At 71.3% G+C, this 21,304-nt stretch carries 13 protein-coding genes; 10 read left to right on the top strand and 3 right to left on the bottom strand.

Going from position 1 to position 21,304, the window contains the following annotated elements; translation table 11 throughout:
* The first annotated feature begins 1 nt into the window (after position 1).
* The 6 genes from Pen02_RS17145 (at position 2) to fxsT (ending at position 10,046) form a co-directional block, all read left to right on the top strand.
* Positions 2-1,195 carry an FxsB family cyclophane-forming radical SAM/SPASM peptide maturase gene (locus tag Pen02_RS17145; protein WP_203867052.1) on the top strand — a complete coding sequence of 398 codons (1,194 nt, stop codon included), beginning with the start codon at positions 2-4 and terminating at the stop codon, positions 1,193-1,195.
* Positions 1,192-3,216: an aKG-HExxH-type peptide beta-hydroxylase gene (locus tag Pen02_RS17140; protein WP_203867051.1), complete on the top strand. Its 2,025-nt coding sequence runs from the start codon at positions 1,192-1,194 to the stop codon at positions 3,214-3,216. Before Pen02_RS17145 ends, Pen02_RS17140 begins: the two co-directional genes overlap by 4 nt.
* A 71-nt stretch (positions 3,217-3,287) precedes the next feature.
* The gene (locus Pen02_RS17135) at positions 3,288-4,121 is read left to right on the top strand and encodes an AAC(3) family N-acetyltransferase (RefSeq protein ID WP_203867050.1); all 834 of its coding nucleotides are present in this window, start codon (positions 3,288-3,290) and stop codon (positions 4,119-4,121) included.
* Complete coding sequence (locus Pen02_RS17130; RefSeq protein WP_203867049.1) at positions 4,118-4,867, top strand: TIR-like protein FxsC; 750 nt, start codon at positions 4,118-4,120, stop codon at positions 4,865-4,867. The genes Pen02_RS17135 and Pen02_RS17130 overlap by 4 nt, the downstream gene beginning before the upstream one ends.
* Positions 4,864-6,096 carry a TIR-like protein FxsC gene (locus tag Pen02_RS17125; protein WP_203867048.1) on the top strand — a complete coding sequence of 411 codons (1,233 nt, stop codon included), beginning with the start codon at positions 4,864-4,866 and terminating at the stop codon, positions 6,094-6,096. Before Pen02_RS17130 ends, Pen02_RS17125 begins: the two co-directional genes overlap by 4 nt.
* A complete protein-coding gene (gene fxsT, locus Pen02_RS17120; RefSeq protein ID WP_203867047.1) occupies positions 6,093-10,046 on the top strand; it encodes an FxSxx-COOH system tetratricopeptide repeat protein in 3,954 nt (1,317 codons plus the stop codon). Before Pen02_RS17125 ends, fxsT begins: the two co-directional genes overlap by 4 nt.
* Here the strand turns inward: fxsT and Pen02_RS17115 are convergent.
* The gene (locus tag Pen02_RS17115) at positions 9,990-11,015 is read right to left on the bottom strand and encodes an alpha/beta fold hydrolase (RefSeq protein WP_203867046.1); all 1,026 of its coding nucleotides are present in this window, start codon (positions 11,013-11,015) and stop codon (positions 9,990-9,992) included. The two genes, fxsT and Pen02_RS17115, sit on opposite strands and share 57 nt — an antisense overlap.
* Positions 11,016-11,413: 398 nt before the next feature.
* Here Pen02_RS17115 and Pen02_RS17110 point away from each other — a divergent pair, with 398 nt between their 5' ends.
* Positions 11,414-13,006: a chitinase gene (locus Pen02_RS17110; protein WP_203867045.1), complete on the top strand. Its 1,593-nt coding sequence runs from the start codon at positions 11,414-11,416 to the stop codon at positions 13,004-13,006.
* Positions 13,007-13,109: 103 nt separating this feature from the next.
* Here the strand turns inward: Pen02_RS17110 and Pen02_RS17105 are convergent, their stop codons facing one another.
* Entirely contained in the window at positions 13,110-13,790 is a 681-nt protein-coding gene (locus tag Pen02_RS17105) for an arginase family protein (protein ID WP_239140870.1), read from the bottom strand.
* 408 nt (positions 13,791-14,198) lie between these two features.
* Between Pen02_RS17105 and Pen02_RS17100 the strand changes: the two genes are divergently transcribed.
* The 3 genes from Pen02_RS17100 (at position 14,199) to Pen02_RS17090 (ending at position 18,394) form a co-directional block, all read left to right on the top strand.
* Positions 14,199-14,549 (top strand): histone-like nucleoid-structuring protein Lsr2, encoded by a 351-nt coding sequence (locus tag Pen02_RS17100; RefSeq protein ID WP_203867043.1) that lies wholly within the window; start codon positions 14,199-14,201, stop codon positions 14,547-14,549.
* A 162-nt stretch (positions 14,550-14,711) separates the two neighbouring features.
* Complete coding sequence (locus Pen02_RS17095) at positions 14,712-17,072, top strand: NACHT domain-containing protein (RefSeq protein ID WP_203867042.1); 2,361 nt, start codon at positions 14,712-14,714, stop codon at positions 17,070-17,072.
* Positions 17,069-18,394 (top strand): MFS transporter, encoded by a 1,326-nt coding sequence (locus tag Pen02_RS17090; protein ID WP_307837717.1) that lies wholly within the window; start codon positions 17,069-17,071, stop codon positions 18,392-18,394. The genes Pen02_RS17095 and Pen02_RS17090 overlap by 4 nt, the downstream gene beginning before the upstream one ends.
* Positions 18,395-18,599: 205 nt before the next feature.
* Here the strand turns inward: Pen02_RS17090 and Pen02_RS17085 are convergent, their stop codons facing one another.
* Positions 18,600-21,077 (bottom strand): M14 family metallopeptidase, encoded by a 2,478-nt coding sequence (locus Pen02_RS17085; protein WP_203867041.1) that lies wholly within the window; start codon positions 21,075-21,077, stop codon positions 18,600-18,602.
* Between the last annotated feature and the right edge of the window lie 227 nt (positions 21,078-21,304).

Here is a 21,304-nt window from a genome sequence, read left to right as displayed (position 1 = left end):
GATGCGGAAAGGGTCGACCGAAAGCCTCGACGACGCCGTCGCCCCGGTCCGCGAACTGGTCGTCAAGCTGCACGAGCGGTGCAACATAGCCTGCGACCACTGCTACATGTACGAGGCCGCCGACCAGGGCTGGCGGCGGCGTCCGACCCGGATGGCGGACGAGACCGTCGACCGGGCCGCGTTCCGGCTCGGGGAACACGCCCGGCGGCACCGCCTCGGCAGCGTCCGGGTCGTCTTCCACGGCGGTGAACCCCTGCTGGCCGGTCCCGCCACGATCGAACGCGCGATGCTGTCCTTCCGGGCCGCGCTCCCGCCGGGCAGCCGGGTGAGTTTCGCCGTACAGACCAACGGGATCCTGCTCGACGAGCGGTTCCTCGACCTGTTCCGCAGGTTCGACGTCGGGGTCGGGGTGAGCCTTGACGGTGACCGGGCGGCCAACGACCGCCACCGCCGGTACGCCACCGGCCGCAGTTCCTACACCTCGACCGTGGCCGGCATCCAGGCGTTGCGGTCGGCACGGAACCGACGCATCTACCGTGGCCTGCTCTGCACCGTCGACCTGCGCAACGATCCCGTCCGGACCTTCGAGGCGCTGCTCGACCACGAGCCACCACGCATCGACTTCCTGTTGCCGCACGGCAACTGGGCACATCCGCCGCCGGGGCTGGACCCTGAGGTCGGCGACGACCGGCCGACGCCGTACGCGGACTGGCTGATCTCCGTCTTCGACCGCTGGTACGACGCCCGCCCGCCGGAGACCGGCATCCGGATGTTCGAGTCGATCATGTCCCTGCTGCTCGGCGGGACGAGCCGGACAGAGGTTCTCGGGCTCGCCGCACCGGCGGCCGTCGTCGTCGAGAGCGACGGCACGTTCGAGGGTAGCGACGCGCTCAAGACCACCGGACCGGCCGGCGGCTCGACCGGCCTGTCGGTGTTCGCCGACTCGCTGGACGACGTCCTCCGGCACCCCGTGGTCGCCGGGGCCCGGCGCGGCCTCGCCGGCCTGGACGCCCAGTGCCGACGCTGCCCGGTGGTGGACGTCTGCGGCGGCGGCCTCTACGCGCACCGCTACGCGCCGGACGGCACCTTCACGCACCCGTCCGTCTACAGCGGAGACCTCCGCCGGCTGATCGAGCACATCCAGGGCCGGTTGACGGCGGATCTGCGAGCCAGTGCGGCGAGGGTGTCCGGATGAGCCTGCCGGTGCTGCGGTTGTCGGACGACCAGATCGACGAGTTGGCGTTCCGCCGGCCGGGCGACGACACCCTTCGACTGATCCGTGCAGGTCAGGCGTCGCGGCGTCGACTGCTGCTGCTGGCGCTGCGGCAGGAGCTGACCGAGGCGCGGGCGGAGGGCGTACCCGAAACCTTCGACCTGCTCGCCCGCGCCGCCGCGACCGCGCCGGACCTGGTCGAACGCGTCGTCACCCGGCCGCTCGCCGCCGCCTCGGCGGTCCGGTCCCTGCGTGAGCTGCGGACCCGTCCGCGCGGCCCGCGCGAGGCGGCCGAGCCTGGGCGGCCGGCGGGTCCGGCGACGACCACCGCTATCGGGTACGCCCGCGCCCTGGCCGCCGCCACGGCGATCCGGGCGGGCCTGCCGTTCGAGGTCGACGTCCCGGCGCCCGGCGGATCCCTGTTCCTTCCGGAGGTGGGCACCGCGCACGGCCTGCACTGCGCCACGGTCACCGTCACCGGAGACCGGGGCGGCTTCTCGGTCGGCTGCCCGCACCTGGACGTCCCCGGATCGTCGGGTCCGCACTGGCGTCCCCGGCAGGCCATTCCGGTGGACGGCGAGCCGCCCTGGTCGGTCGAGTTGGAGGACCAGGATCCGGCCCGCGACTGCTTCGACCACCGTCCCGCCGGACCGCTCGACGCCGCGTCGGTCGACGCCGTCCGGGCCGCCGTGAACGGCGGCTGGCGGCTGTTGGCCGCCGACCATCCCGAATACGCCCGGGTCGCCCGGGCCTGCCTCCGATCCGTCGTGCCGCTCGCCCCGACGCCGGAACCGCCCGGCCCGGGCGACGCGACCGCCGAAGGCGACCCGATCGACGCGGGCGGCGAGGGTGGCGCGGCCAGCGCGCTCGGCAAAGGCGGCGAGGCCGGCGCGATCGGCGAAGGCGACGCGGTCGGCCAAGGTGGCACGGCCGGCGCGCTCGGCGAAGGCGACGCCGCCAGCGAAGGCGACGAGGGCGACGCGGCCAGCGCGGTCGGCGAAGGCGGCGGGGCCGGCGCTGGCGACCGTGTCGCGAGCGCCTCGTCCGAACTTGCCTTCGGTTGCATCGCGATGACGCCGTCGGTGTCCCCGGAGACGGCGGCCCTGCTGATCATGCACGAGACGCAGCACAACGTCCTCGGCGCCGTCCTCGACCTGGCCGGTCTCGTACGGGAGCCCGGACGCGAGCTGCACCACGCGCCGTGGCGGCTCGATCCACGGCCGCCGCGCTCGCTGCTTCAGGGCGCGTACGCGCACTCCGCCGTGACCGACTACTGGCGGGTCCGCTGGCGGCGCGGCGCGGCCGGGCAGGCCGGCTTCGAGTTCGCGTACTGGCGGGAGGCGACCACGACGGCGATCGGCACACTGCGACGGTCGACAGAACTCACCCGAACCGGCCGGCGCCTGGTGGACGGGATGTGGCGGGCCGCCGCCGACTGGTGGCGGGAGGATCCGCCGCGTCCGCTCGTACTCGCGGCCCGACAGGTCACCGCCGCCGACGCCGTACTGTGGCGGGTCAGGAACTGCCGGCCGGTGCCCGGCCTTGCCCCGCTGCTGCGCGACGCGTACGCCCGAGGGGCAGACTGTCCCGCCCTGCCGGCGTCCGAGGTGCTGGCCACCGCGCCGACACCGGCCCGGCACACCCGGATCGCCGCGGCCATCCGCCGACGGGCCGTACGTCAGCTCTCCGACGACAGTTCACCGGGCACGGACGACGGCGAGAAGCTGGCCGGTTACCGTCGGCGCGTCGCGGACGACCCGTCGGACGACGAGGCCTGGCCCGGGCTGGCGCACTACGCGGGTCGGCTGCGCAACGCACCGGCGGCGACAGTGCTCGCGGAACGACCGGAACTCGTCCGGGCGGTACTGCTCGCCTACCGCGACGATCCCGCCGCACCGACCGCACCGCCGCCGGAGGAACTGGCCGAGTGGCTGGCCGGTGGGCAGCTCCGGGACGCTGTTCACACGAGTGACACTCGTGACACGGCTCAGTACTATCGGTGAATCCAGCAAAACGATCTGTAGGGACGCGCGCAGCGGTGAATTGCGCTCATGCCGGTCAGGATGGCGGGACAATGGCATCGGATCGCAGTGGACCGGACGCTGCCGGGTTAGCCGCAGACCTCGGCCGGCTGGGAATCGCCGACACGCCGGGCATTCTGGTTCACTCCTCCCTCCGACAGCTCGGCCACCTGCCCGACGGCGCGGCGACGCTGTTCTCCGCCATCCGTAGCGCGGCCGGTCCACACACCACCGTGGTCGTACCGACGCACACCGCGAACAATTCACTGAGCAGCCGCGATTTCGTCACCGCGACGGCGGGGCTGGACCGGGCCGGCGTCGAACGGCACATCCGGAAAATGCCCGGCTTCGATCCGGCGGAGACGCCGTCGAACGGCATGGGCGTCTTTGCCGAGTACGTCCGCCGCAGGCCGGACTCGGTCCGGTCGACACATCCGCAGACCTCGTTCGCGGCTGTCGGCCCGGCCGCCGCCGGCTGGATGGCGGTGCACGACTCCGACTGCCACCTCGGCGAGCGGTCTCCACTCCAGGCCCTCTACGCGGCCGGCGCCCAGGTGCTGCTCCTCGGTGTCGGGTTCGACCGGTGCACCGCCTTCCACCTCGGCGAATACCGGATGGGCGGGTCCGTGCCGGTCCGCGAGTACGACTGCTTCGTCCAGGGGTCCTCCGGCCGGCAGCCGCTCCGGTTCACCGACATCCGGCTCGACGACGGTGACTTCGAGGCGCTCGGCGCGGACTTCACCCGGGAGACCGTCGTCGCCGACGGCCGGGTCGGTGCCGCTCGGGCGATGGCGTTCCCGATCCGGGCGGCCGTCGACTTCGCCGCCCGCTGGATGAGGCGCTACCGGCCCGGATCGGGCCCGGCCGACGCCGGGGCGGCCGGATGAACCGGCGACGGTGGTGGTCGAGTCCGCCGCGTACGGATGCGAACCCGCAGCGGTCCCTGAGTCCGGTCGCGGCCGCCCATCCGGCGGAGATCGGCCCGCAGTCCGGCCCGGCCTTCTTCCTCAGCTACGCCCGTGCCAAGGCACCGTCGCCACGTTCCGGCGGTGGCCTGACCGACCCGAACAGCGGAGTCCGGCAGTTGTACGCCGACCTGAGCGACCGGGTACGGCAGATGCTGCCGTTGCGGGCCGGCGAGGAGGCGGGCTTCATGGACATCCGCATGGAGGCCGGGCACCTGTGGAGCGACGAACTGCTGCGCAACCTCGGCCGGGCGCGGGCGTTCGTCGCACTGCTGTCGCCGCCCTACCTGGAACGCAGCGAGTGGTGCCCGATGGAATGGGACTTCTTCGCCCGCCGGACGGTCAGTCAACATCCCGGGTCGGCCCGGGGGCCGTTCGCCACCGCGATCATCCCGGTGCTGTGGACGCCGATCGACGAACCGGGGCCGTCGACGGTGTCCAAGGTGCAGCGGTTCACCCCGTCACCCGTGGTGCCCCGGGAGCACATCCAGCTCTACGAGTCCGAAGGGATCCTGGGGATGTCGGACGTCAATCCGGGCGCGTACCGGGCGGTGGTGTGGGCGCTGGCCCGCCAGATCCAGGACACCTGCGCCGCCCTGCGGGTGAGCCCCACGACCGACACGTCAACGGCGGACCTGCGCCGGTCGTTCGCGGACGACGCGTCATGACCGCGCCGGCCGGCTCCGGCTCGTCCGGTGCCTACTTCTTCGTCAGCTACGCACAGGTCCCGCCGGCCGAGGGCGGCCCCTCCCGGAGCGATCCGCTGGTCGACCGCTTCTTCGCCGACCTGGTCGCCGGGGTCGGCCGGCACGCCACCGACGCCACCCGCCGGATCGGCCTCTACGACAAGACCCTGGAGCCCGGACGGGACTGGGCGACCGCGGTCGGCCGCGCCCTCGGCGAGGCCGAGGTGCTGGTGGCCCTCTACTCGCCGCGCTATGTCACCGGGTTGTTCACCCGGCGCGAACACCGGTCCTTCGAGGAGCGGATCCGCGCCGCGCACGCCGATCCGGCGCGGCACATCCAGCCGGTGCTCTGGATGCCGTTCCCGGCCGGCATGCCGCCGCCGGCCGACGGTGTCGAGGATCTCGGCGCGGAGATCCCCGAGTACGAGGCGATGGGGCTGGGCGCGCTCTGCGACGTGGTCCGGGCCGACGAGGCCGACGACGGCGACGGGGTGTCGGAGTACCGCGCGGCGTACGAACGGGTGGTGGAGCGACTGGCCCAGCGGATCGTCGAGGTGGCGGAGCGGTCGCCGATCGGGCCGTCGGCGGTGTCGGGCCCGGCGGAGTCGGATCCGGTCGCACCGGAGACCGCGGATTTCGTGATCGCCGTGTTCGCCCCGAACGCCGAGCAGGCGCCACCGGGCGGCGATCCGGCCGCGTACGCGAGCGAGGCCGTCGGCTGGGCACCGTTCGCCTCGACCCGCCCCGTTCCGATCGCCCGGCAGGCGACGTACGTGACCGAGCGGCTCGACGTCAACGCGACGGTGACCGCCGTACCCGCCGTCCGGTACCTGTGGCAGCACAAGCCGGCCATCCTGCTGGTCGACGCGTGGCTGGCGGCCGACCGGCGCGGCGCGGCGGCCCTGCTGGCTCTGCTCAAGCGGATGCCGCCCTGGGTCGTCCCGCTGGCGGTCACCGACCGGGACGACGGGACGACGGCAACGCGCGCCGCGGCGGCGCGGGCGGCAGCCGTCGCTATGCTCATCGACGCCGGGGCCGACCCGGCAGTCGCGGCGGCCGAAGGATTCGACCGGTTCATGGACGTCATGCCCACGCTCGTGGCCCGGGCCCGGCGCCGTTTCTTCAACGAGATGCCCAGCACCTATCCGGGCCGGCGGCGGCTGGGCGGTAGCGAACCCAGCCATTCCGCGATGGAAGGCGATGACCGATGACTGAAGAACCGACCGGCAAGGTCGTCACGTTCTACTCGTTCAAGGGCGGCACCGGGCGCACCATGGCGCTGGCCAACGTGGCCTGGATCCTCGCGTCGAGCGGCAAGCGTGTCCTGGCGGTGGACTGGGACCTCGAATCACCGGGCCTGCACCGATACTTCGCACTGTTCGCCGGCCGGCGGGACATCCGGACGAACCGGGGCGTGATCGGGCTGATCCAGGATTTCCAGAACGCGAAGATGCGCCAGCTCGGCGGCCGGCCCGAGCCCGACGTCGCCGAGTACGTCGACCTCACGGACCGGGTCATCACGCTGGAGTGGCCGGCGTTCCCGGACGGCGGGAAACTCGATCTCCTGCCGGCGGGCAAACTGAGCAAGGACTACGCCAAGTTGCTCGCCGGGGTCGACTGGGACGACTTCTACGAGAAGCAGGGCGGTGAGGCGTTCTTCCACGCCCTCCGTACCGCGATGAAGGAGCAGTACGACTACACCCTGATCGACAGCCGCACCGGCTACAGCGACGTCGCCGACATCTGCACCATCGAGCTGCCCGACGTCCTCGTCGACTGCTTCACCCTCAACGAGCAGGGCATCGACGGTGCCGCCACGGTCGCCCAACTCGTCCTGGCGCAGAAACCGGAGATCCGCATCCTGCCCGTGCCGATGCGGCTGGACCCGGCGGAGAAGGTCAAGGCCGAGGCCGGGCGGACGGTGGCCCAGCAGCGGTTCGGCGACATCCCGACGTTCGGCAGCCAGACCGAGCGGGACCGGTACTGGAGCCGCGTCCACGTGCCCTACCAGGCGTACTACGCCTACGAGGAGGTGCTCGCGACGTTCGGCGACTCGCCGCACACCCCCGGCACGCTGCTCGCCGCGTACGAGTTGTTGACGGCGGAGCTGACCGAGGGCGTGGTCACCGAGATGCCGCCCATCGAACCGTCGCTGCGGCGCGCCGTCAACGCTCAGTTCGAGCGTCGGATCGTGGTGGCCGAGTCGGACATCGCGCTGCGGTACACGGACGAGGACGCCGTGTGGGCGGAATGGCTCGGCCACGTGCTCAACGCGGCGGGCGTACGGGTCGTCGACCCGACCGCCGATCCCCGGGCCGACACGTCGGGCTGCCGCGACCTGCTGATCATGTCGGACTGGGCCACCGCCGACGCCACCCTCCAGTTGTCACCGCTGGGCGCACCGCGCAGCGCTTTGGCGGTGTACGTGGCGGACATCCCGCCGGTCCAGCGCGTCTCCACGAACCAGTCGATCTTCATCTCCGGTCTCACCGAGTCCGTCGCCGTCGAGGCGGTACTGCGACTCGTCGGCCGGTCGGAGGTCAGCCTGGCCCCGCAGGTGCACCAGGGCGCACCGCGATTTCCGGCCGACGAGCCGATCGTGTCCAACCTCGAACCCCGCAACACCCGGTTCACCGGTCGCGAGAACGAACTCCGCACGCTACGCCGGCAACTGGGCAGCGGTGGTGCGATCGTCCTCTCCGGCGCGCAGCCGGTCACCCTCCAGGGCATGGGCGGGATCGGCAAGACCCAGATCGCCCTGGAGTACGCGCACCGGTTCCGCTCCGCGTACGACCTGATCTGGTGGATCACCGCCGAGCCGGTGACCTTCATCGACCAGCATCTGCACGACCTCGGCCGACGGCTCGGCGTACCGCTGAGCGCCGCCGCGCCGGAGAACGCCCGGGCGGTGCTCGACGCGCTGAACCGGGGCATGCCGCACAAGCGGTGGTTGCTGGTCTTCGACAACGCGGAGGACCTCGACCGGGTCGGGCAGTTCCTGCCCACCGGACCGGGCCATGTCCTGGTCACCTCGCGGGTTCCGTCCTGGGGCGACCGGGCCCGGACGATTCCGGTCGACGTCTTCGAGCGGCGTGAGAGCATCGCGCACTTCCGCAGCCGTACCCCGACGATGTCGACGCCGGAGGCGAACCGACTCGCCGAACTGCTCGGCGACCTGCCCATCGTGGTCGCCGCCGCGGCGGCCTTCCTCGCCGAGACGAACTACCCGGTCGCCTCGCTGGTGCAGGACATCGAGGAACGCGGCCCGGAGAAGATCCCGCTGCCGGCACAGTCCGGCGCGGAACATGCGTCGGACGAGCAGGTCCAGGCACGGTCGGTGCAGGTCATCTGGGACGTCTCGCTGAACCGGCTGAGGGAGCGGTCGATCGCCGCGTACCGGCTGCTGCAACTCTGTTCCCTGATGGACACGGCGGTCGCCCTCGACCTCATCTACGGCGAGGAGATGGCGCAGGCCCTGACCCCGTACGACCCGAGCCTCACCGAACGGCTGCTCCGGGGCCGGATGGTGCAGGAGATCAACCGCCTCGCCCTCGCCCGGGTCGAACCGCGCGCCGAGCGGCCCGGCGGCGAGATCTCCGGCGGCCGGATCTCGGTGCACCGACTCGTGCAGTACGTCGTCCGGTCCCGAATGTCCGAAGAGGACGTCCGGGAGGCCCGGCACCAGGTACACCTCATCCTGGCCCGGTCCCGGCCCGGCGGCGAGGTCGAGGACCCGGAAACCTGGCCCCGGTTCCGCATCCTGTGGCCGCACCTGGAACGGTCCGGCGCGGTCGAGTGCGAGGATCCGGCGGTCCGGCAGTTGCTGATCGACCGGGTGCGCTACCTCTGGGTGAACGGCGACTTCCACCGTGGTCTGGAACGTGCCCGCCAGACCGAGCAGGTGTGGGTCGACCGGCTGACCCGGATGGAGGCCGACGACCAGACCCTCGACGACGTACGCCAGACGTTGCGCGGCCAACTGCTGCACCTGCGCTTCAACATGGCAAACCTGCTGCGCAGCATGGGTGACTTCGAGAAGTCCCGCACGCTCGACGAGCAGGTCCTCGCCGAACAGCAGGAACTCCTCGGCGCGGACCATCCGCTAACGTTGATCACCGCCGGCAGCGTCGCCGGTGACCTGCGCGGGCTGGGGCACTACCACGACGCGCTCAAGCGCGACCAGGTCACCTACGCGGCCTGGCAGGACCTCTTCGGCGAGCGGCACGCCCGGACGTTGGCCGCGCTGAACAACCTCGCCACGTCGTACCGGCTGATCGGGGACTACCGGCAGGCGCTCAAGCTCGACGACCAGGCACACAAGGGACGTCAGGGCGTCCTCGGCGAACGGCATCCGAACACCCTGCACTCGCTCGGCGCCGTCGGCCGCGACCTGCGCGAGGGCGGCGAGTACGAGCGCTCCGTGCACCTGCTGCGGATGGTCGCCAACCTCTACGCCGAGGAACTGTCCGCGGAATCCCGGGGCACGCTGAACGCCGAGGTGAACCTGGCCATCTCGCTGCGCAGCTCCGGCCACCTGGACGAGGCGAACGAACTCTTCGACCACGCCTACGACCGGCTCAGCGACAAGTTCCCGTACGCCCCCGACACCCTGGCCTGCCGGTTGAGTCGCTCCATCACGCTGCTCGGACTCGGCAACGACCTCGCCACCTCGGAACTGCGGGCGGTGTACGACGCCTACCGGAGCAACTTCGGCGCGAAGCATCCGCACACGCTGGTCTGCCTGAACAACATGGCGATGGCGGTGCTGGGCGGGGGCGAGCCGCACCAGGCGCGCAAGCTGGCCGAGGAGGCCGCGCGTGACTTCGCCGAGGCCGTCGGGGTGGACCATCCCTACACGCTGGCCGCCGAGACGAACCTCGGGATCTGCACCGCCGAGTGCGGGTCGACCGAGCAGGCGCTGGAGATCCTGACGCGTACGGTCGAGCGCTTCGCCCGGACGCTCGGCGCCAACCACCCGGACGCGCTCTGCTGCCTGGCCAACATCGCACTGACCAAGGTGCGGGCCGGGCGCGCCGACCAGGGCGTCGTGCAGGAGGTCGGCCAGCAGCTCGCCGACCGGGTGGGCGTGGCCCATCCGTCGGTGCTAGCAATCAAGCAGAATCGGCTCCTGCCGCGCGTCATCGACCCGCTGCCCTTCTGACCATTGCCCGTCTGACCGCAGCCCTTCTGACCACTGCCCGTCTGACCGTTGCCGGTCGGCGTCGACCGGCGCCGGCCGGGCCGGCACGTCGCTGGACAGCCAGGTCAGCATGTCCGGCAGCACCTCGATCGCGCTGAAGTGGGCGGAGTCGGGTTGCAGGTCGAGCAGGGCGCCGGGAATCTGCCCCGCGAGCCAGCGCGCGTGGGCGACCGGTGCGAAGTTGTCGTCGACGCCGTGCCAGACCCGGACCGGCACCGTGATCGCACCGAGCCGGAAGCCCCAGTCGCGGCGCAGCGCCAGCACGTCGTCGATCCACCCGTACGGTCCGCTGCGCACGGCCTCCTCGTAGGCGTCGACCAGCAGGACCCGGATCGTCGCGTCGTTGAGCACGAGCCGGTCGGCGGCGGTCATCTGCGGCAGCAGGTGGTCGAGCAGGCTGCGCGGGTTGGTGGCCGTACGCAGGGCCTTCAACAGCAGTCGTTCGTTGATCGCGGACGCGTCGGCCTCGCTCGCCTTGGCGAACTCGGAGACGTTTTCCGGCGTCATCCCGGAAAACCAGTCGATCTCGGGGACGTCGGGGGCCATCCCGACGAGGGTGGCCACCCGGTGGATCCGGTCGGGCAGCAGCGCTGCGCAGGCGAGGGCGTGCGGGCCGCCGCCCGAGCGGCCGACCACCGAGAACCGCGCGAGCCCCAGGTCGTCGGCGATCGCGGCCACGTCGGCGACGGCGTCGGCGACCCGACGGTCCGGTTTCCGGCTCGAACCGCCGTAGCCCGGCCGGTCGTAGGAGATCAGCCGCACACCGCGTCGGAACAGCACAGTGGCCCGGGGTCGCGGACCGGTGCGGCTGCCGGGCGTGCCGTGCAGGAGGAAGACCGGCCAGCCGCGCGCGGGGCCCGCGATCGAGGCCGCGAGGACGCGTCCGTCCTCGGTCTTCACCTCGTGCGAGGCTTCGGCGCGGTCGAGCACGCATTCCCCCTGTCAGCCGTCGGGGTGCACCCGACTCAATCATGCTCGTCGACATGGATGGCGATTTGCGTAGGCTAGTGGGCTGACGCCTCCACAGAAAGAGGCTGTCCGGTTTGCCACTTTGCGTGCCGATGCTAACGCCCGCTGTGGCACCCGGCGGGCAAACGGTCGAAGCCGCGCCGGTGCCGCCGCCGATCGTACGCCGACGGATTCAAGAGCACCGCTGCGCGATCTGGCGGAATCATGACGGCGACCTCCGCCCGGTTTCCTCGTTTACCGGTCCACCGGACGGGACGACGCCGGTCGGCCGGGGTCTGGACAAGAACTGTTAATAGTCCTAATAATTAGGTCCCCTGTCGACGGCCGTGGATGCCCAGTGACGTCTCCGGAGGACCCCCATGACACGCTCCCGAACACTGCTGCTCACCGCCGTCGCCGCGATGCTGGCGACCAGCGGCGCCATCGCCGTCGCGCTGCCCGCGTTCGCCGCCGGGCCCACCGCCACGTTCACCAGGACCGCCGACTGGGGAACCGGCTGGGAGGGGAAGTACACCGTCAGCAACGGCGGCACCAGCACGCTGACCTCGTGGTCCGTAGCCTTCGACCTGCCGGCGGGCAGCACCGTCGGCAGCTACTGGGACGCGTTGCTGACCTCCTCCGGCCAGCGGTACACCTTCACCAACCGGTCCTGGAACGGCACCCTCGCGCCGGGCGCGTCCGCGTCGTTCGGCTTCCTCGTCACCGGCGCCGGCCTGCCCGCCAACTGCACCCTCAACGGCGCCGCCTGCGGCGGCACCGGCACGCCGCCCACCACCGCGCCGCCGACCACCAGACCGCCGACCACCCCGCCGACCACCACCCCACCGCCGAGCACCCCACCGCCGACCACCCCACCGCCGACCACCCCACCGCCGACCACCCCACCGCCGACCACCCCGCCGCCGACGACTCCGCCGACCGGCGGGCTGCCGAAGCGGGCACTGATCGGGTACCTGCACGCCAGCTTCGCCAACGGCTCCGGCTACCTGCGGATGGCCGACGTACCAAGCGACTGGGACATCATCAACCTCGCCTTCGGGGAGCCGACCTCGGTCACCTCCGGAGACATCCGCTTCCAGCTCTGCCCGACCACCGAATGCCCCGGGGTGGAGACCGAGGCGGCGTTCGTCGCGGCGATCCGGGCCAAGCAGCAGCAGGGCAAGAAGGTGCTCATCTCGATCGGTGGGCAGAACGGCCAGGTGCAGTTGACCACCACGGCGGCCCGGGACCGGTTCGTCAGCTCGGTCAGTGCCATCATCGACCGGTACGGACTGGACGGGCTGGACATCGACTTCGAGGGGCACTCCCTGTCGCTGAACACCGGTGACACCGACTTCCGGAACCCGACCACCCCGGTGATCGTGAACCTGATCTCGGCGATCCGGTCCCTGAAGCAGCGCTACGGAGCCGGCTTCGTCCTCACCATGGCGCCGGAGACCTTCTTCGTCCAGCTCGGCTACCAGTACTACGGCTCCGGTCCCTGGGGCGGGCAGGACCCGCGCGCCGGGTCGTACCTGCCGGTGATCCACGCGCTGCGTAACGACATCACGGTGCTGCACGTCCAGGACTACAATTCCGGACCGATCATGGGCCTGGACAACCAGTACCACACCATGGGCGGCGCGGACTTCCACATCGCCATGACCGACATGCTGCTGGCCGGCTTCCCCGTCGCCGGCAACGCCGCCAACGTCTTCCCGCCGCTGCGCGAGGACCAGATCGCTTTCGGCACGCCGGCCGCCACCAGCGCCGGCAACGGGTACGTGGCACCGGCCGGCGTGCAGCAGGCGGTGACCTGCCTGGTCCGGGGCACCTCCTGCGGCGGCTACACCCCGCGCAGCGGCACCAACCCGAACTTCCGCGGCCTGATGACCTGGTCGATCAACTGGGACCGCTACTACGGCTGGGAGTTCCGGAACGCACACGAGCCGTTCCTCAACTCCCTCTCCTGAACTGCCCCTCCCTCTCCTGACCTGCCTTTTCGCAGCCCCTCCCGACGGCACGCCCGTGGTCGTCGCCGGGAGGGGCGAACGGGACTCCCGGCCAGCCTCACAGTCAGCGCAGCAGGGCGGCGCCCAGCCGGCGGATCACCTCGGCCTCGCCGGCGTCGACCTCGTCACCCGACGGCGCGTGTTCGGTGATCGCCGCACCGACGATGTCGTCCACCTGGGAGACCAGGTCGACCAGCCGCTGCGGCGGTACGCCGTCCGGCTCGGGGTAGCAGGTCGCGCCGAAGGCCGTCGGCTCCAGCACGTCGAGGTCGACGTGCACGTACACCGGGCCGCGCAGACCGTCCAGCACCCGCTCCAGGTCGTCGACGCCGTACCTGCGCAGCCCGGTCTTCGCGAGGTACTCGTGCTCGGACGCGGCGCCCGCCCGTTCCCCGGCGATGATCACCTGCTCCGGCGAGAGCGGCTGTTCCGGGACGAGTCCGGCCGGCCCGTCGCCGAGCAACGCGCGTACCACCATGCCGTGGAAGGCGCCCGACGGAAGGGTCTGCGGGCTGTACACGTCCGGGTGCGCGTCGATCCACAGCACCGTCAGCGCGTTACCGTAGCGGGCCCGCGCGGCGGCGATCGGCGCGATGTCGACCGCGCAGTCGCCGCCCACAGTTAGCACGAAGTCGTCGACACCGGCCAGGGCCTGCTGGGTCAGCCGCCGGTTCTGCACGAGTACGTCGAGCGCGCGAATTCCGTCGACCTTCTCCCCACCCGTCTCGGCTACCGGCACGGTCACCACCGTCTCGGCCGGAACGAGCCCTGCGGCGCGGCGGGCACCGGTCATGAGACGCGGTGCCGCATCCGAGGCCGACCCTTGCCACTGGGGCACACAAAGCACAGTCGTCACGCGGCAAGAATACGAGACACCGGCGACGGGACGAGCGTGTCGACCACGCCTGGATCGGGCACCCGCACCGGGCACCCGAGCGCGGCCGGGAACTCGACGCAATCGACACGGGACTGGGTGTCACATCTGCCGGAACCGTAACCCGTGCCGAGTCCGGAACTGACTTCCCGCCCGCCGGTCGGTGCCGAGTTTCTCAGTCGGCCTGTTACCTACCGGGGGCATCCGTTTGGCGCGACGGCGGGCATACACGCTAATGTGCTCCTGTCGAGGCGACACCCACTCGAAGGAGCATCCACTGTGGCCAAGCAGGTTATTCACAAGCTGGTAGACGACCTGGACGGCGGCGACGCCGACGAGACCGTAAAGTTCTCCCTCGACGGAGTGCAGTACGAAATCGACCTCTCCACGAAAAACGCCGGAAAGCTGCGGGACCTATTCGCCCCGTACACCGCGTCGGGGACCAAGGTCGGTCGCGGCGCCGTGGTCGTCGGCGGTCGCGCCGCACGTAACCGGGGCAGTGCGACCGCCGACCGGGAACAGAACAAGGCCATCCGCGCCTGGGCCAAGAAAGAGGGCCGGGAGATTTCGGATCGTGGCCGTATTCCGCAGGAGATCGTCGACGAGTACCACGCGAAGGCCGGTCGCTGAGGGTTCCGCGTCACGCGGGTAGGCGCTGGACGCCGTAGCCGGAGAAGGCCCGCTCCGGCCCGGCGTCGGTAAACCGGTGCCACCTTCCGGGCCGAACGAGTCCATCCCGCGTCGGCCGCTCGGCCGTTGCCGGGAATGCGAACACTGGCCGATGATGGCTTGGTGCGACGGAACGGTGGCTCCGAGCAACCAACCTGGTGGTGGGTGAGCTGGACGGCGTTGCTGTTGGCCGTCGCCGGTGTCGCGGTCTTCGTCTGGTCCGGCTCAAGTGAACTACTGGATCGCAGCGACAAGCTGTTCGGTGTGGTGGGCGGTCTGGTCGCCGTGGTCTCCGCGGCGGTCAGCGTGGTCACGTTGTGGGTGTCCTGGCGGGCCGCACCCGCCGGGATCGACCACGAGGTGCTGCGCGACCGCGCGGCCCGGGACCTCGCCCGCTCGGTCGAACGGCAGTGGCGCCAGGAGGCGACCACCCGACTGCTCGACCGCCCGGAGCCGCTACGGGTGCGCTGGTCGTCGACGTGCGGGCCGCTCGCCCCGACGCCTGCGGAGGTGCTCGGTGCCGGCGCGTCGGGCTGCGACACGCCGTCCCTGCGGCTGCACGGTGACGTGCCCGAGCTGATCGACAGGTACGACCAACTGCCGCACCGCCAGATGGTGGTCCTCGGGCGGCCCGGCGCCGGCAAGTCGGTGCTGGTACTGCTGCTGATGTTGGGCCTGCTCCGCCGGTGGTCGCCCGGTCGGCCGGTACCGGTCCTGCTGACCCTCTCGTCCTGGCACCCGAAGCGCGAGCACCTGCACACCTGGCTCGCCCGGCGGCTGGTCGAGGAGTACCCGGCGCTGGGCAACCACGGTCGGTACGGACCGGACGCGGTCGCCGGACTGGTGCGCGGCGGCGCGCTGCTGCCCCTGCTGGACGGGCTGGACGAGATGCCGCAGCCGCTGCGGACCGCGGCGATCACCGGCCTGAACAACGCGGTGGGCGGCGGGAGTCCACTGGTGGTGACCTGCCGCGCCGAGGAGTACCGGGCGGCGGTCGCGATGACCGGGACGACGCTGGGGCGTGCGGCCGTGGTGGAGGTGGAGCCGGTCGAGGCCACCGACGCGGCGACCTATCTGCCGGCCGGACAGTTCGAGGGCCGGCGGCGGTGGGCGCCCGTCGTCGCGCGGCTGCACGCCGATCCGCACGGCCCGCTGGCACAGGCGCTGGCAACTCCCCTGATGGTGTACCTGAGCCGCACGATCTACACCTCACCGGACCGGGATCCCGGTGAACTGTGCGACTCACCGGGGCACACCACCCCGGAACAGATCGAGAACCATCTCCTCGACGGCTACCTGCCGGCGGTGTACGCCCCGACCGGCGCACCACCCGCAGCACCGGAAGACCGCCCGGCGACCGGGTACGACTACCCGGCGGACCGGGCCCGTAACTGGCTCACGTTCGTCGCCACCCGGACGGCCGACGGGAACGTCCGGGACTTCGCCTGGTGGCGCCTGCCCGAGACGATTCCCCGGTTCGGGCTCCTGTTCGGACTCGTGGTCGGCACCACCGTCGGCATCGCGTTCACCGTCGGGTACGGGCCGGTGTTCGGACTCGCCCTCGGCCTCGCCCTGGCGGTCTCCGTCGGGTCGGCCACCGGGCGTGGCCGCGCCGCCGGGCCGGTCGCGGGTCTCGTCGCCGGCCTGACCGGCGGTCTCGTCGCGGGCGTGTGGGAGTACTCGACGGACGGCCTCGGGGTCGGCCTCGAGTCCGCGTTCGAACTCGGGGTCGAGGCGGGATTCGTCGCCGGACTGGGCATCGGTCTGGCGAGTTGGCGGGGCCGTCCCGTCAGCCGGCGACCACGGCAGGTCCGGCTCAGCGTCGCCCGGCTCGTCCGGGCGACCGCCCGGGCCCTGCCGGTCGGGCTCGGCGCCGGCCTGCTGTTCGGGCTGGTGTTCGAGGCCACCTACCCGGCCAACTACGTGGGGCTCACGACCGGGCTGACCTTCGGGCTCACCCTCAGTCTGGTGTTCGGCATCTCCGAGGCGGTGGTGTTGCCGGTGGACGACCAGGACGCCACCACACCCCGATCGCTGCTGCTCAGCGACCGGAACGCAACCGTGGTACAGGTACTGGCCTTCATGGCGGCCGCCGGGATGTCCGACGCGCTGAACACCTGGCTCGTGGCGCGGTTCACCGGCGAGAGCATGGATCTGGCCGCGTTCGGGTACGCGGCGAGGGTCGGGCTCACCTACGGGTTGGCGTTCGGCCTGGCGGCGAGTGTCAACTCGGCGTGGCTCCGGTTCGCGGTGGCCCGGGTGTGGCTCGCGTCGCGTGGTGACCTGCCGTGGCGGCTCATGCGGTTCCTCGACGACGCCCACCGGCGTGGCGTACTGCGCCGAGCTGGCGGCGTCTACCAGTTCCGGCACGCCCGTCTCCAAGACCGCCTCACCCGGTTGACGGTCGGCCGCACCGACCTGCTGCCCCGACCGGGAAACCCGGTCGACACCGACCCGGCACTGGGGCACCATCACGGTTCGTGAAACGCCTGCTCCGCCGGATGGCGCTCGACGTCACGCCGCTACGCACCTCGCGGGACTTCCGGCTGCTGTTCACGGCGAGCGGCGTGTCAGGGTTCGGCTCGTTCATCACCTACGTCACGATCCCCTTCCAGGTGTACGCGCTGACCGACGATCCGCTGCTGGTCGGCCTCCTCGGCGTCTGCGAACTCGTACCCCTGCTGGTGATGGCCTTCGTCGGCGGTGCCCTGGCCGACTACCTCGACCGCCGCGCACTGGTGCTGGGCGCGGAGGTCGCGTTCACCGTGCTCTGCGGCGTACTGCTGGTCAACTCGCTCTTCGACCGGCCGCACCTCTGGCTGCTCTACGTGATCGCCGCGCTCACCGCCGCGATCGACGGCATCCAGCGGCCGGCGTTGGAGGGGCTGACCCCGCGCGTCGTCACGCTGGACGAGATCCCGGCCGCCAGCGCGCTCAACGCCCTGCGGATGCAGATAGCGCAGCTCGGCGGTCCGGCCGTGGCCGGCCTGCTGATCGCAACGGTCGACATGCCGTGGGTGTACGCGGTCGACCTCGCCACGTTCGCGTTCTCCCTGGTCTGCCTGTGTCTGGTCAGGGCCGTGCCGCCACCGCCGGCCGCCGAGCGTCCGTCGCTGCGTTCGGTGGTGACCGGCCTGCGGTACGCGCGGAGCCGGCCCGAGCTGCTCGGCACCTATCTCGTGGACATCAACGCGATGTTCTTCGGGATGCCGCAGGCGCTCTATCCGTTCATGGCGAGCAAGCTCGGCGGCCCGGCGGTGCTCGGGCTGCTCTACGCCGCGCCCGCCGTCGGGTCGCTGCTGGCGACGGTGACCTCCGGGTGGACCGGACGAGTGCACCGGCACGGGCTGATGGTGGTGGTCGCGGCCGGGCTGTGGGGCGTGGGGATCATCGGCTTCGGCCTCGCCGACTGGCTCTGGCTGGCGCTGGTCTTTCTCGCGTTCGCCGGGGCGGCGGACATGGTCTCGGGCATCTTCCGGATGACCATCTGGAACCAGACGATCCCCGATCACCTGCGTGGCCGGCTGGCCGGCATCGAGATGCTCTCGTACGCCACCGGACCGCTGCTCGGTCAGCTCCGCTCCGGCGTCGCCGCGCGGTTCATGGGCATCGGCGGGTCGATCGTCTCCGGCGGCGTGCTCTGTGTCGTCGGCACGCTGGCGCTGGCGGCGGCCCTGCCGGCGTTCATGCGCTACGACGGGCGGGACGGGCTGGCCCGGAAGCGGGCCGCCGACGAGGAGTGGGCGGCCCAGGCAGCCCCAGCGGTCGCCGCAGGCGCGGTCCCGGGGTCGACACCGCCCGGTTAGCGGTCCCGTCGTGCTCCCGGGGTCCGCGACGACCGGACAGCCGTCTCGTCGTGGTCCCGGGGTCCACGACGACCGGTCGTGGACGCGGGCACGGGCACGGGCCGACGAAATCGCCGCCCGTGCCCGCTCGTCGAGAGCCGGAAATCCAACCGCCCCGCCGGTGCGCGTGGAGCCACGCCGGCGGGGCGGTATCTACCGGACGGGACTACTTCCTGATGGTGATCGTCGCCGTGCGGTACTTGTCGCGCCGGTCCCGCTTCGTCGGGTCGTAGTTGTTCTCGATGTTGCCGGCGGCGTCGATGGAGAACCACCGGAACGTCGTCGTCTCCGTCACGTGGAACACCTCGCCCGGCTCCCGGAACTCGGTCGCCTCGTAGCGCGGCGACTCGAGGGTGGGCCGGCTGCCGTCCGTGGTGTAGTAGATGGTGGCCGGCTCGTTCGTCTCGAACCGCACGTCGACGGGGTCGCGGTACGTCCCGGCACCGGGGACGAGCTTGGACGTCGGGTCCTTCTTGTCCTTGCCCCAGTCCGCCGCAACCCGGAACATCTCCATGATCCCGTTGGCGTACTCCATCGTCTCGGCGTGGCCGCTGACCAGGTTCGGGTCGCCCTCCCAGACCGGCTGGAACGAGCCGCCCTGCCAGTTGCCGGTGGCCGGGTTGTAGATCGAGCCGCCGACCTCCCAGCCGAAGGCGTAGATCCCGTACGTGTGGTAGAGATCCTCCCGCACGTTGCCGGCCGAGGAGTAGAGGACGTCGGACGAGCCGCCGACGTTCTCCGGCGTCACGACGGTCTCCCGGTGCGCCTTGACCTGCGACAGGATCCTGGCCGCCGACTGCCAGTAGAACGCCTCGTCACCCAGCGGCGGCCGGGGCGTGGTGATCCGCCCGTCCGCGATGTAGGCACCCGGCTGCCAGAACAACTGGCCGCCGTTGGAGTGCACCGACATCATGAACTTGATGTTCCGGTACTTCTCGACCAGCCAGATGATGTTCTTCGACTCGGGCTCGGACAGCTCCGCCGGCCCCTGGAACGTGTCGCTGACACAGCTCGTCGACGCGCCCGAGTACCCGTCGTGGCCCGAACCGACCCGGTAGTTCCGGTTCAGGTCGACACCCCACGAGTTCCGGCGGGCCGGATCGGCGTTCTCGTCCGGACAGTGGTTCGTCATGTTCCGGCGCTGCGAGGCGAAGTTGTAGAAGCTGTAGTTCGCCCCGTCCGGGTTGTTGGAGAGGATGAAGAAGACCTCGGTGTTGTCGACGATGTCCTTCGTCTCCCGGTCGGACCGGTAGTTGTGCACCAGCCGCTCGGCCGCCTCCAGCGAGGTCGTCGCGGGCACCCACTCGCGGGCGTGGTCCTGCGCCTGGATCAGCACGCCCGGCTTCTTGCCGTCCCGGTGCTTGCCGATCCGCAGCACCGGGATCGTCGCCGGACCGCGCGGCACCTCACCCTCGGGTGCGCCGACCCGCTTCTGGTCGAGGAAGTCGGTCAGCGCGACCGGAGCGGCCGTCGGTGCGACGATGCCGGTACCCGCGTTGGTGCGGTACGGGTGCGCCCGGTCGATCAGCCCCTGTGAGCCGCTCTCCAACGCCGTCGCCACCTGGGCCGCCGTACTCGCCAGCGCGCCGGAGGCGTCCTTGCCGAGGAGTACCCGGACCGCCTTGCCGGTGACCTCGACGCCGAGCGGGAGGTTCGCCCCCGGCCGGTCCACGAACTCGACGGTGATGTCGTTGCCGCCCTCGTGGCCCCAGGCCGCCGAGCTGACGACGACCGCCTCCTGACCGGTACCGCCGATGGTGGCCTGCGCCTTGCGCTGGTAGCCGTTGGTCTTGTTCGGCAGGTACACGATCTCGGCGATGCCCGGGTACTGGCGGGCGATCTCCTTCGCCCGCGCGTAGAGCTGCTGCGGGTGCATGTAGCCGTCGATGAAGTCCCACTTGTAGCGCGGGTTGTCCGTCAGCGGCGGCGGGGCGTCCTCCAGCCAGTCGGAGACCTCGCCGGTGGTGACCCCGCCGGTCGAGCTGGTCACCCGGATCTGCTTCGGGCGCACGTCGAGCTTGAACAGGTTCCGGTGGAACATGTACTGCCCGGAGTCGACGAACCGGCTCATCGTGCGGGCGAAGCCGAACGGCGTACCCCGGCCCGAGTCGTTTTCGAGCTGCATCCCGACGACCGGTTCCGCCTGCTGTCCCTCGGTGGTCCGCGCCTCGACGTACAGGAAGCCCTGGCCCTTGGTGGTGAACCAGTCGGCGCGGACGACCCGTACGGTCTGCTCGTGGTTGAGCGGCTGGACGGACCGTGCGCCGAGGGTGGCCTGGAGACCGCCGTCGGCCTGGTCGCTCCAGGCGAAACCCTCGTCGTCGCCGAGGGTCCGGACACCCATCGCCGTCAGGTCGGCGAGCTGCTCGGCGGTCACCACCGCCTCGCCCTCGATGCCGTTCGGCACCCGCCGGAGGCCGTGTTCGAGGTCGAAGCCGGCGGCGGTCACCTTGTCCAGCATGTCGGCGCCGGTGAGCTGGATGCGTACCAGCCGTACCGACTCCCGGTCCTCAAGCTGGGATCGCGCGGACGCGGCCGTGCCGGACCCCGTGGGATCCGCCCCGGCCGGCGTCGTCGCCATGAGGACTGTCCCCACCAGGGCGGGCAACGCGACAAGCGCGGTACGCAGTCGTCTGCGTCGCATGCTCCCCTCCTTCTGTTTGCGGCCTGTGGATGATGCAGTGGCCGGCCCGGGTGCGGGCCGAACCGGTCTGTTCAGGACGGTCGAACAGGGCTCGCCCACGGTGCGCCCGGCACGACGACGGTCGCCGTCGTACCAGGTGGTGGTGCGGCTGTGAGCGAGCTGGGTGCGGTGAGCGTAAGCGCATTTTTGCATCGAGGGGCCGCGCGAACCGGATCTTGAGCATTACT

The organism is Plantactinospora endophytica, assembly GCF_016862915.1.
Taxonomy (GTDB): Bacteria; Actinomycetota; Actinomycetes; order Mycobacteriales; family Micromonosporaceae; genus Plantactinospora; species Plantactinospora endophytica.
Note: the sequence above shows the minus strand (reverse complement) of the source record. Positions and strands in the feature narration are given on the sequence as shown.

Bases quoted from the DNA above. Each gene is read 5' to 3' on its own strand.
- Pen02_RS17145 (WP_203867052.1), top strand. From the start codon at position 2: ATGCGGAAAGGGTCGACCGAAAGCCTCGACGACGCCGTCGCCCCGGTC.
- Pen02_RS17140 (WP_203867051.1), top strand. From the start codon at position 1,192: ATGAGCCTGCCGGTGCTGCGGTTGTCGGACGACCAGATCGACGAGTTG.
- Pen02_RS17135 (WP_203867050.1), top strand. From the start codon at position 3,288: ATGGCATCGGATCGCAGTGGACCGGACGCTGCCGGGTTAGCCGCAGAC.
- Pen02_RS17130 (WP_203867049.1), top strand. From the start codon at position 4,118: ATGAACCGGCGACGGTGGTGGTCGAGTCCGCCGCGTACGGATGCGAAC.
- Pen02_RS17125 (WP_203867048.1), top strand. From the start codon at position 4,864: ATGACCGCGCCGGCCGGCTCCGGCTCGTCCGGTGCCTACTTCTTCGTC.
- fxsT (WP_203867047.1), top strand. From the start codon at position 6,093: ATGACTGAAGAACCGACCGGCAAGGTCGTCACGTTCTACTCGTTCAAG.
- Pen02_RS17110 (WP_203867045.1), top strand. From the start codon at position 11,414: ATGACACGCTCCCGAACACTGCTGCTCACCGCCGTCGCCGCGATGCTG.
- Pen02_RS17085 (WP_203867041.1), bottom strand. From the start codon at position 21,077: ATGCGACGCAGACGACTGCGTACCGCGCTTGTCGCGTTGCCCGCCCTG.